Origin of the sequence: Lysobacter antibioticus, from assembly GCF_000731095.1 — a bacterium.
GTDB classification, from domain to species: Bacteria; Pseudomonadota; Gammaproteobacteria; order Xanthomonadales; family Xanthomonadaceae; genus Lysobacter; species Lysobacter antibioticus_B.
Genome location: NZ_JMTZ01000030.1, coordinates 109,957 through 120,646 on the forward strand (window position 1 = coordinate 109,957; position 10,690 = coordinate 120,646).

Sequence of the window (10,690 nt, forward strand, 5' to 3'; positions counted from 1 at the left end):
CGGCCACGACGACCGCCGGCGCTTGAGCGCAGTACGCGGCAGATCGCTCAGGCTCGTACCCACAGCGGACACGATCGCCGCCGGCATCAACCCCGATTGAAGAACGACGCCTGCAGGAACCGCATCCCCGCCAGCACCTGGGCCACGCGCTCCTCGGACAACGCCCCGATCCGCTCGCCCAATCGCGTCTTGTAGATCGACGACACCTGCGAAACGATCACCACGCTCTGCTTGAGCAGGCCGCCCTCGCCGGGTTCGAGCAACACGTTGCCGGGCTCGCTGATACGCCCGATGTTGGAGCTGAGCGCGCACACGACCACGGTGCTGATGCGCGAATGGTTGAACAGATCGTCCTGCACCACCACGTGCGGATGCGCGACGCCGGGCACCGAACCTCTCGACGGGTCCGGTGGCAGCCAGAACAGATCGCCGCGGTTCACGGTTCCGCGGAAAACGCTGCGGTGGGCCTCTTCTTCTCTATCCATCGGATGCATCGCTCGGCATGTCTGCGGTTCGCTTCGCTAACGGATCGGACTGGGAACCAGCGAAGCCGGACTCCGCCCGATCAGGCAGATCACCTGGACTGCCTGACGAAACGCCAGCCAAGAATGCCGGTGCCGGCCGAGAATACGACGAACAGCCAGAAAGCGATCCTTCCGTTGCTCAAGCGCGCCTGATGGGCCGCTTGCGGCTGCACGACTATCTGCTCGTTGACGGTGAGGGCCCAGACCCCGGAGGGGTCGGCCGGCGAAAAACCGACCGTTGCCGTATTGCCTGGTTTGAGCAGGCTGCGCGCAAGCGCCGCCTTCGGCAGGATGCTCGTGTAGTCGAATTCGCGCCCGGCGACGAAAAACTCGATGCTGTTGCGATGCACCTCCGTATTGGAGATCACGCCCGTCAGATACTCGAAATGAGTCGGCATCGGCTCCAGCGACGCTCGCCAGCCCCACAGCGCGGCCAGCGATACCCCGACGCCCAGCGCAACGTGATACCAGGCAGTCCGCTCCGCCTTGCTACGAAATGCTGCTTTGTCAGTCCTGATGATCATCGAACTTGCCGACACAACGAACCCGGCAGTTTAGCGGCTTCGCTACCGAAGTTCGTCCAAGCGAGATGCCAGCCATCGCCCCCGCCAATCGCCAAACGCCCGCTGCACTGCCTCCCTGCCCCGGCATCCGCCATCCGCCATCGCTCCACGGATCTTCGTTGAAGATCCGGACAGCGCAGGACGCCATCTCATCGAGACTGGCCGGCCAGCTATTTCAGCGACCGAAACTGGCCTAGACTTTGAATCGACAGCGACGTCGTTCAGCTGCCGCGCGTTCGAGCCAAGACCTGCCGCTACCCACCGAGGAAGCAAGCGCATGATTGATGGCAACCGACTCGTCGATCTTCTCGGACACTCTTCCGCCCAGGCCAGCCTGGCCCGCTACCTCACCGAGGTCGGCATGATCGAGCGGCCGCAAGGCCCGGACGTCGTCCAGTACCTCGACTTCGACGACCTCGGCCTCGCGCTGATCTTCACCGTGGCGAGCCTCTACCGGGAAGAGATCGGAGAGCCGCGCGACGACGGCTATTGGATCCTCAGCGGCATCCATTTCTACAACCGCCACCAGAACGGCCAGAACGACAAGTTCGCCGGCGTGCTGCCGTACGAGTTGAGCTTCGAATTCAACCGGGCCCGGACCGCGGCCGCCCTGGGCACGCCGATCGTCGACGAGGAAGACGACGGCTACGTCATGAACACCTTCCGGGCCGATAACGAAATCGTCGTCACCACCTCGACCGCCGTCGATCACGGCGAGGCGCTTTGGTTCAAGGTCGAGAAGATCGACAAATTCCACAAGGAACGGGGCGACGTCTGATCGTTCTTCCGGGGACGCGACTGCAGCAGCGGCAGCGTTGCCGGCGAGAACGCCGGTCCGCTCGGCGGTCTGGGCTTATCGCCCGAACTCCGAATCCAGAATCGGTTCCACCGCGAGCACATGCCAAGCCCCGAACACCACCAAGACGCGGTCGTGCTCGCGCATCGCCCGTTCGATGGAAGCGATCAGGCGACGATCCCTCACGGCATTGGTACTGCGCGCCAATTCGCTGAGCCGACCGTTGTCATGAATCGGGCTGGCCAGGTCCGGGTTCCAGCCCTTGCTCGTCAAAGGCTGGCCGACCAGGCGTCGATATTCGTGCAGAAAGCCTGACCATCGGTCCGAGCCCTCGCGCTTCGGCAGACCGTTTGCAACCAGATAGTCGGTGTAGAAGGCCGCGTATTGGGCCGCGGACGCATTGAGGTCCGGATTGCGGCGGGTTCCTATCAGGCGCTGCGCCACCATGAATACGAGAATTTCTTCGGCGCTGTGGTGGGCCAGCAATGCCGCGATCTCTTCCCTTACCGATGCATCGCCGCTGCGGATCGGGACACCGCGCCGGTGCGCCAGATAGGCGATGAAGCCAAGATCGGCGCCACGCGCTATCGCCGCATCCTTCGACATGGTCTTGAGGTCGTCGGGGATTTGGCTTTCGTGCAGCACCAGCTGCGGGCGGACACGCTCGAACACGGCTTCGATGTCGCCGTACATTGGCGAGTGCGGATTACTGAGGTGCCTGGTACCAAGCACTACGAGGTGCTTGGCGCCGACCTTGCGCTCCCACACGTAGGGTCGCGTCGCCGACTTTCCGCCCTCCGGCAGTTTCAGGTAGCTACGCGCCGCGACGCGCCTTCCGCTTTCGCCGGCGAGCGCCTGCGGTAAGGCCGCAATGACGAGCAATAGAAGTACCAAGGGTACGGAAGGAACGATCGCGAATCCTTTCATGCCGCCTCCTGCGAGAAAGAAATGCTCAGCCCAGCTCGGAACCGTTCCGCTACGCGCGCGCGATCAGACGCCGGCGCACCCCGTCGAACTCAACGCCCGCCGTGCACCGGCCGGTGCGCGCGCACCGCCATCACCACGCCGAGGCCCGCCAGCAAGGACACCGCCGAAGTACCGCCGTAACTGAGCAGCGGCATCGGCACGCCGACCACCGGCAACAGGCCGGAGATCATGCCGCCGTTGACGATGACGTAGACGAAGAAAGCCAGGCCCAAGGCGCCTGCGATCAATCGCGAGTAGCCGTCGCGGGCGTCGGCGGCGATCCACAGGCAGCGGCCGACCACGAACAGGTATAAGGCCAGCACCACGATCACGCCGACCCAGCCGAACTCTTCGCTGAGCACGGCGAAAATGAAGTCGGTGGTGTGTTCGGGCAGGTAGTTGAGGTGCGACTGCGAGCCTTGCAGCCAGCCCTTGCCGGTCATGCCGCCGGCGCCGATCGCGATCTTCGACTGGATGATGTTCCAGCCGGTGCCGAGCGGGTCGGTTTCGGGGTTGAGGAAGGTCAGGATGCGGTCTTTCTGATACGGCCGCAGCAGCCAGAACCAGGCCACCGGCGCGGTCGCGGCGACGGCGCCGAACGCGGCGCCGAACCACCACCACGGCAGGCCGGCCAGGTACAGGGCGAAGGCGCCGCTGATGCCGACCAGCATCGCGGTACCGAAGTCGGGCTGAAGCAGGATCAAGGCGGTCGGCGCGCCGATCAACACCGCGGCGATCAGCACGGTCTTGAGCTTCGGCGGCAAGGCCTCGCGATTGAGGTACCAGGCGACCATCATCGGCAGGCTCAGCTTTAGCAGCTCGGCCGGCTGGAAATAAAACACCTTCAGGTCGATCCAGTGCCGGCCGTGTTTGCCGGTGCCGACGATGAGCACTAGCAGCAAGGGAATCATCGACAGCGCGTAGACCAACGGGGTCCAGTTGCGCAGCTGCGACGGCGGCATGCGCGACAGCCCCCACATCGCCAGCAGGCCGACGCCGAAGCGCGAACCCTGCGCGATCACCATGCGCATGGAGTGTTCGCCGGCGCTGTACAGCACCGCCAGGCCGATCGCCATCAGCGCCAGCAAGGCGGCCAACATCATCAGGTCGAGGGTGCGGGTGAAGCGCTGCAGCAGGTCCCACAGGTAACGCAGGATCACTTTCATCGGCGCGGCTCCGCCGCCGGCGCGACGGTCGGCACGGGCTCGGGTGCGACGGGCTCGTCCTCGGGTTCGCCGGAGGCGTCGTCGGCGGCATCGCTCGGCACGGCATCGGCCGGCGCTTCGGCGCCCGGCAATTGCGGGCGCAGCAGCGGCCGGCGTTCGAGCGCCTGCGGCGCACGGCCCGGTTGCGCGGCGACCACGGCATTCGCCGCGGCCACGCTCTCGGCCCAGGCGCCGTTGACGGCGACCGGCACGATCCTGGGTTCGCTCTGCGCGGGCGCAGCCTCGTCGGCCTTGTTGGCGTCGGCCGCGGCCAGTTTCGGCACCGCCGGCGGCTCGTTCTTGCCCGGCAGGGGCTCGGGCATCTTGCCGAGCAACCAGGCGTCGAAGATCTTGCGCGCGATCGGCGCGGCGGTGCTGCCGCCGTAACCGCCGTGCTCGACCACCACCGCCACCGCGATGGTCGGGTTCTCGGCCGGCGCATAACCCACGAACAAGGCCTGATGGCGCAGATGCAGCGGCAGCGAATGCGGATTCATGCTGACGTTGCCCTTGCGGCTGATCTTCTGCGCGGTGCCGGTCTTGCCGGCCATGCGGTAGGGCGCGCCGCGCGCCATCACCTTCGCCGTGCCGCGCCCGCCGTGGATGGTCGAGACCATGCCTTCCTGCACCGCACGCAGGTGCGCGGGGTTGTCGGTGATCAAGGTCGGCGCGGCGACTTGCTTGGGCAGCCACGGCGCTTCGTAGCCGGTGCGGCTTTCACGCACCAGGTGCAGTTGCTGCAGATGGCCGCCGTTGGCGATCGCGGCGGTGCCGCGCGCGAGTTGCAGCGCGGTCACCACCCAATAGCCCTGGCCGATGCCGGCGATGACGGTTTCGCCCGGGTACCAGCCTTCCTTGCTGCGCTTGGCCTTCCACTGCGGCGACGGCAGGATGCCGATGTTCTCGCCGGCCAGGTCGATGCCGGTCTTCTGACCGAAGCCATAGCGCGTCATGTACTGGTCGAAACGGGCGATGCCCATCTCCAGCGCGAGCTTGTAGTAGTAGGTGTTGACCGACTGGGCGATGGACTCGCGCAGGTCGACCCAGCCGTGGCCGCCGCCGTGCGAATCGCGATAGCCGCGCTTCTGCCCGGGGATGTGGAACTCGCCGGTCGACAGGGTGCGGTCTTCGGCGCGGCGCAGGCCGCTGTCGAGGCCGGCCAGGGCGACGAAAGGCTTCATGGTCGAACCCGGCGGGCCGCCGCCGAGCACGTTGCGGTTGAACTGCGGCCGCGACGGATTGCCCGACAGCGCCTTGTAGTCGGCCGAGGAAATGCCGTTGACGAACAGATTGGTGTCGTAACTCGGCAGGCTGACCATCGCCAGCACCTCGCCGGTGCGTGGATCGACCGCGACCGCCGAACCGTCCATGTCGCCGAACGCGGTGATCATGGCCTGCTGCAGGTCCATGTCGATGCTCAGGCGCAGGTCGGCGCCGGGCTTGGCCGGGACGTAGCCGACCTGGCGGATCGGCCGGCCGTCGACGTTGGTCTCGATCTGCTCGTAGCCGATCTGGCCGCGCAACTGCTCGTCGTAGAAACGCTCCAGGCCGGTCTTGCCGGTGTGGGTCAGCACGCCGGCGTTCTGGCCCATCGCCTCCTCGTCCTTGGTGTCGATGCGCCCGACGTAACCGATCACGTGCGCGAACAGCGAACCGTAGGGATAGCGGCGGTTGAGGTAGGACACCAGCTCGACGCCGGGGAAGCGCCAGCGGTCGACCGCGAACGCGGCGACCTCTTCGTCGCTGACCCGCATCTTCAGCACGATCGGCTTGAAGCCGCGCGTGGCCTTGCGCTCGCTCTCGAAGCGGGCGATCTCTTCGGGGGTCAGCGCAACGACCTGGGCCAGTTGCGGCAGCCAGTCCTTGCTGTCGCCGGCTTCGCTGGGGGTGACCTCGATGCGGAACGCCGGCACGTTGTCGGCGAGGATGCGGCCTTGGCGGTCGTAGATCAGCCCGCGCCCCGGCACCACCGGCCGCAGCTTGACCCGGTTGGCCTCCGAACGCATGGCGTAGTCGTCGTGCTGCCAGACCTGCAGGCGGAAGTACCAGAATCCCAGGCCGATCACCCCGAGCAGGACGAAGGCGAAGGCGATCGCGGCGCGGGCGCGGAACTGGTCCGCCTCGGCCGCGGCGTTCTTGAGGACGCGTTTCTTGATCGGGCTGCGGCGCGGGCCCATCTCAGCGCCTCCGCCAGCTGCCCAGACGCAGCGCGTCGAGCAACAGGAAAATCAGCGGCCACAGCAGCATGCCGGCCAGCGGCGACAGCCAGAACGTCGACGGCAACGCCGGCTCGCGCAGGACCACATGGATCGCCGAGGTGACGATGCGGTCGTTGAGCATCAGGCCGCCGACCGCGAGCGCTTGCTGCGACAGCGGGAAGAACCGCAGGCGGGCGCGGAAGCGCTGCAGGATGAAGGCCATGACCACCAGGCGCAGGGCCTGTTCGCCGAGCAGGCCGTCCGAGACCAGGTCGCCGGCCAGGCCGACCAGGAAGGCGAAGCCCAGGCCGACCCGGTCTGGGTCTTCGATCACCCAATAAGCCAGGACCAGACCGAGCCAGTACGGCCGCAAGGGCAGCAGGAACTGCGGCAACGGCAACAGGCTCAAGGTCAGCGCCGCGATCAGGCTGACCGGCAACACCCAATGGTGGCGGGCGCGGGTCATCGATCGTCTCCGGCGGCAGGCGCGGACGGGGCGGTGGACTTGGGCGCGGCCGGGATGCGGTCGCGTGCGACGGGCGCCTGGGCCGGCGCTCGGACGGCCGAGGCGGCAGGCGTCGTGAGGGTGGCGTTGCGGCCGGCGCCATTGCCGCCAGCGCGGGCGTTTGCGACCGCAGGCACGGCCGCCGTGTTCGGCGTCGCCGCAGCGCCGCTGGCGGTCGCAGGCGCGGTAGCGGCAGCAGAACCCGGCGCCATCGCCGGCTGCGTGTCGAATTGCGTGGTGTCGGCCGGCGGCGGCGGCAACGACAGCAGCACCAGCACTTCGCGGCCGCGATCGAGCTGGGCGGCCGGGCGCACCTCGCCGACCAGGAAGGCGCGGCTGTCGTCGGGACGCAGCGCAGTGATGGTGCCGACCGGGAAGCCCGACGGGAAGCGTCCGCCCAGGCCCGAAGTCACCAGTACGTCGCCGACCCGGACGTCGCTCGACAGCGGCACGCTGCGCAGGGTCAGGCTGTCGCTGCGGCCTTCGCCGTAAACGACCAGACGCACGCCGTTGCGCGCCACCGCGACCGGCACCGCATGCGAGGCGTCGGTGATCAGCAGCACGCTGGCGTGCAAAGGGGTAATGCCGGTGATCTGGCCGAGCAGGCCGCCGGCGTCGATCACGCTCTGGCCCACCCGGACCCGCTCGCGGCTGCCGGCGTCGAGCACCAGGCGCTGGCGGGTGGGGTCGAGGTCGATATCGAGAATCGGCGCCAGGACCACGTCCAGGTTGCCGCGCTCGGCCGCTTCGAGCAGGCCGCGCAGGCGCTGGTTGTCGGCGGCGACCGATTGCAACCGTGCCATGCGCGCCTGGTTGACCAGGGCTTCGTTGCGCAGGCGGCGGTTTTCGTCGGTGAGCTGGCTCATGGTGCCGGCGTCGTCGCTGACGCGCTCGACCAGGCGCCCGGGCCATCCGGCGACCGCCCACAGCGGCGCCACGAACAGCGCGGTCTGCTTGCGTGCCTGGTTGAGCCAACCGCCGCGATGATCGAGCACGATCAGCACGACCGCCAGAGCCAGGTACGCCAACAGGCGCAGCGTGTCGGCGACTTCGCCGCTACGGGCTGCGGTGGGTGGACCGGCGTAAGGGGGCATTAGAGCCGGAAATGGGCAATGGAGAGTGGGGGATCGGAAAAGCGCGACGCGGCGACCATCGGGCGCCGCGCACGAAACCTTACTTCAGTTTGCGGACCGCGTGGGCGAGAGGGAAACCGGGACCACGACGAAACGGCTTTCGACGATTCCCGAATCCCCATTCCCGACTCCCGGCTTACTCAGGCGCGAAGAACTCGTTGCCGTGCATGTCGACCAGCTCCAGGGCACGGCCGCCGCCACGGGCGACGCAGGTCAGCGGATCGTCGGCGACCTGCACGTGCAGGCCGGTTTCCTCGCTGATCAGGCGGTCCAGGTCGCGCAGCAGCGCGCCGCCGCCGGTCAGGACGATGCCGCGCTCGGCGACGTCGGCGCACAGTTCCGGCGGGGTCTGCTCCAGCGCCAGGCGGATCGCCGAAACGATGCCGGCCAGCGGCTCGCGCAGCGCTTCCAGCACTTCGTTGGAGTTGATCTTGATCATCTTCGGCACGCCCTCGGCGAGGTTGCGGCCGGAGACCTCGATGGTGGTGGCGCGTTCCTGCGGGTAGGCGCAGCCGATCTCGAGCTTGATGCGCTCGGCGGTGGCTTCGCCGATCAGGGTGCCGTAGGTGCGGCGCACGTAGTTGATGATCGCCTCGTCGAAGCGGTCGCCGCCGATCCGGACCGAGGCCGAGTAGACGATGCCGTTGAGCGCGATCACCGCCACTTCGGTGGTGCCGCCGCCCACGTCGACCACCATCGAGCCGCGCGCTTCGGTCACCGGCATGCCGGCGCCGATCGCCGCGGCCATCGGTTCCTCGATCAGGTAGACCTCGCGGGCGCCGGCCTCTTCGGCCGATTCCTTGATCGCGCGGCGCTCGACCTGGGTCGAGCCGCAGGGCACGCAGACCAGCACGCGCGGGCTCGGGCGCAGGAAGCGCGATTTGTGCACCTTGCGGATGAAATGCTTGAGCATTTCTTCGGTGTAGGTGAAGTCGGCGATGACGCCGTCCTTCATCGGCCGGATCGTGGTGATGTGCCCCGGGGTGCGGCCGAGCATCTGCTTGGCCTCGCCGCCGACCGCCGCCACCGTCCGGTTTCCGCCGATCAGCCGGTCCTGGCGCACTGCGACCACGGACGGCTCGTTCAGGACAATCCCTTGCCCGCGCACATAAATAAGTGTGTTGGCCGTGCCCAGGTCGATGGACAGGTCATTGGAGAACATGCCGCGAAACTTCTTGAACATCGGGGGATTGGGCCGTCAAAAGTAGGGGCGGAGTGGGGGCGTTAGCCTAGCAACCGCCCCCCCTGCGAGCAAGGAAAATCAACGGTTTCGAGCGAACTGGGCCGTTCAGGAGCGGCGGTGGATACCCTGGGGATAACCCTGGGTCGGGGTGCCGGCGGACCCTGCCGGCCACCCCGGACCGACCCGGTCGAGGCCCGATCCGCACCCTGCCCGACCCCGGACCCGGGTCACCGATCGAGTGGGTCGCAAGCCCGGCAAAGCACATTAGGAACTGGCCGCGAGAGGTCTCAGCCGCTACCCTACGCCGCCGGCCGGTGATGGACCGCCGCGCTTTTCTATTTCTTATTGGGGTGAACATGTCTGCGCTGATCTGCGGCTCACTGGCTTACGACACCATCATGGTGTTTCCGGACCAGTTCAAGAACCACATCCTGCCGGACAAGGTTCATATCTTGAATGTGTCGTTCCTGGTGCCGCGCATGCGCCGCGAGTTCGGCGGTTGCGCGGGCAACATCGCCTACAACCTCAAGCTGCTCGGCGGCGATCCGATTCCGATGGCCACCGTCGGCCAGGACTTCGGTCCGTATCGCGAGTGGTTCGTCGATCAGAAGATCCGCCTCGACCACGTCAAGGAAATCCCGGAGCTGTTCACGCCGCAGGCGTTCATCACCACCGATCACGACAACAACCAGATCACCGCCTTCCACCCCGGCGCGATGATGCGTTCCTACGAGAACCACGTGCGCGACGTGAAGGACGTGAGCTTCGGCATCGTCAGCCCCGACGGCCGCGAAGGCATGTTGCAGAACGCGACCGAATTCGCCGAAGCCAACATCCCCTTCATCTTCGATCCCGGCCAGGCGATGCCGTTGTTCAACGGCGAAGAACTGCGTCACTTCATCGAGCAGGCCGACTACGTAACCGTCAACGACTACGAGTCCAACCTGCTGCAGGAACGCACCGGATGGAGCGAAAAAGACATCGTTTCCCGGGTCAAGGCCTACATCACCACGCGCGGCCCGCACGGTTCGCAGATCCACACGCCGGAGAAGAGCTACGACGTTCCGCCGGCGCACGAGCGCCGCGTGACCGACCCGACCGGCTGCGGCGATGCGTTCCGCGCCGGCCTGATCTTCGGCATCGAGAAGGGCTACGACTGGCTGACCATCGGCCGCATGAGCAACCTGATGGGCGCCCTGAAGGTCGAGCACCCCGGCACCCAGAACCAGCGCTTCGACTACGAAGAATTCGCCGAACAGTTCCGCCAGCAGTTCGGTTACGCGCTGTAAGGCTGGGAGTCGGGAATCGGGAATCGGGAATCGGGAATCGGGAATCGAAATTATTCGAAACTGCCCACCGAAACCGCACCAGCCCTTGTTGCATGCGACAAATAAAAATCCCGGCCCCGGCCGGGATTTTTCGTTTCCGCGTACTCCCTCGCCTGTGTAGGAGCGACGTAAGTCGCGACCCAAGATCGCCGCACCACACCAGGGTAGGAGCGGCGCAAGCCGCGACACGCAGCCGCAGCAACGACGCAACCGCGATGTCGCGGTCGCGACTTACGTCGCTCCTACAGGGGGCAGCACGCGGGCACGGACATTCCGTTCCCCCTGCCTT

General features: G+C 66.8%; 10 protein-coding genes. 2 read left to right on the forward strand and 8 right to left on the reverse strand.

Annotation, left to right across the window (positions count from 1 at the left end):
* Positions 1-86: 86 nt before the first annotated feature.
* Entirely contained in the window at positions 87-485 is a 399-nt protein-coding gene (locus EX88_RS0111150) for a type II toxin-antitoxin system PemK/MazF family toxin (protein WP_051884989.1), read from the reverse strand.
* Positions 486-574: 89 nt separating this feature from the next.
* Entirely contained in the window at positions 575-1,048 is a 474-nt protein-coding gene (locus EX88_RS0111155; protein WP_031372072.1) for a hypothetical protein, read from the reverse strand.
* 316 nt (positions 1,049-1,364) lie between these two features.
* Between EX88_RS0111155 and EX88_RS0111160 the strand changes: the two genes are divergently transcribed.
* Complete coding sequence (locus EX88_RS0111160; protein ID WP_031372073.1) at positions 1,365-1,865, forward strand: hypothetical protein; 501 nt, start codon at positions 1,365-1,367, stop codon at positions 1,863-1,865.
* A gap of 75 nt (positions 1,866-1,940) precedes the next feature.
* Here the strand turns inward: EX88_RS0111160 and EX88_RS0111165 are convergent, their stop codons facing one another.
* The 6 genes from EX88_RS0111165 to EX88_RS0111195 all read right to left on the reverse strand — a co-directional run bounded on the left by EX88_RS0111165 (position 1,941) and on the right by EX88_RS0111195 (position 9,073).
* Positions 1,941-2,810 (reverse strand): hypothetical protein, encoded by an 870-nt coding sequence (locus EX88_RS0111165; RefSeq protein WP_152566222.1) that lies wholly within the window; start codon positions 2,808-2,810, stop codon positions 1,941-1,943.
* Positions 2,811-2,899: 89 nt separating this feature from the next.
* A complete protein-coding gene (rodA, locus tag EX88_RS0111175; RefSeq protein WP_031372075.1) occupies positions 2,900-4,015 on the reverse strand; it encodes a rod shape-determining protein RodA in 1,116 nt (371 codons plus the stop codon).
* Positions 4,012-6,231 carry a penicillin-binding protein 2 gene (mrdA, locus tag EX88_RS0111180; protein WP_081930871.1) on the reverse strand — a complete coding sequence of 740 codons (2,220 nt, stop codon included), beginning with the start codon at positions 6,229-6,231 and terminating at the stop codon, positions 4,012-4,014. Before mrdA ends, rodA begins: the two co-directional genes overlap by 4 nt.
* Before the next feature lies 1 nt (position 6,232).
* Complete coding sequence (gene mreD, locus EX88_RS0111185; RefSeq protein ID WP_031372077.1) at positions 6,233-6,718, reverse strand: rod shape-determining protein MreD; 486 nt, start codon at positions 6,716-6,718, stop codon at positions 6,233-6,235.
* Complete coding sequence (gene mreC, locus EX88_RS0111190) at positions 6,715-7,851, reverse strand: rod shape-determining protein MreC (protein ID WP_051884970.1); 1,137 nt, start codon at positions 7,849-7,851, stop codon at positions 6,715-6,717. The genes mreD and mreC overlap by 4 nt, the downstream gene beginning before the upstream one ends.
* A gap of 175 nt (positions 7,852-8,026) precedes the next feature.
* Entirely contained in the window at positions 8,027-9,073 is a 1,047-nt protein-coding gene (locus EX88_RS0111195; RefSeq protein WP_031372079.1) for a rod shape-determining protein, read from the reverse strand.
* A 356-nt stretch (positions 9,074-9,429) separates the two neighbouring features.
* On the opposite strand from EX88_RS0111195, the gene EX88_RS0111200 reads away from it, so the two are divergent.
* A complete protein-coding gene (locus EX88_RS0111200; protein WP_031372080.1) occupies positions 9,430-10,362 on the forward strand; it encodes a carbohydrate kinase family protein in 933 nt (310 codons plus the stop codon).
* The last annotated feature ends 328 nt before the right edge of the window (positions 10,363-10,690 follow it).

Coding starts and splice junctions, on each gene's coding strand:
- mrdA (WP_081930871.1), bottom strand. CDS start 6,231: ATGGGCCCGCGCCGCAGCCCGATCAAGAAACGCGTCCTCAAGAACGCC.
- EX88_RS0111155 (WP_031372072.1), bottom strand. CDS start 1,048: ATGATCATCAGGACTGACAAAGCAGCATTTCGTAGCAAGGCGGAGCGG.
- EX88_RS0111150 (WP_051884989.1), bottom strand. CDS start 485: ATGGATAGAGAAGAAGAGGCCCACCGCAGCGTTTTCCGCGGAACCGTG.
- EX88_RS0111165 (WP_152566222.1), bottom strand. CDS start 2,810: ATGAAAGGATTCGCGATCGTTCCTTCCGTACCCTTGGTACTTCTATTG.
- rodA (WP_031372075.1), bottom strand. CDS start 4,015: ATGAAAGTGATCCTGCGTTACCTGTGGGACCTGCTGCAGCGCTTCACC.
- EX88_RS0111200 (WP_031372080.1), top strand. CDS start 9,430: ATGTCTGCGCTGATCTGCGGCTCACTGGCTTACGACACCATCATGGTG.
- mreC (WP_051884970.1), bottom strand. CDS start 7,851: ATGCCCCCTTACGCCGGTCCACCCACCGCAGCCCGTAGCGGCGAAGTC.
- mreD (WP_031372077.1), bottom strand. CDS start 6,718: ATGACCCGCGCCCGCCACCATTGGGTGTTGCCGGTCAGCCTGATCGCG.
- EX88_RS0111160 (WP_031372073.1), top strand. CDS start 1,365: ATGATTGATGGCAACCGACTCGTCGATCTTCTCGGACACTCTTCCGCC.
- EX88_RS0111195 (WP_031372079.1), bottom strand. CDS start 9,073: ATGTTCAAGAAGTTTCGCGGCATGTTCTCCAATGACCTGTCCATCGAC.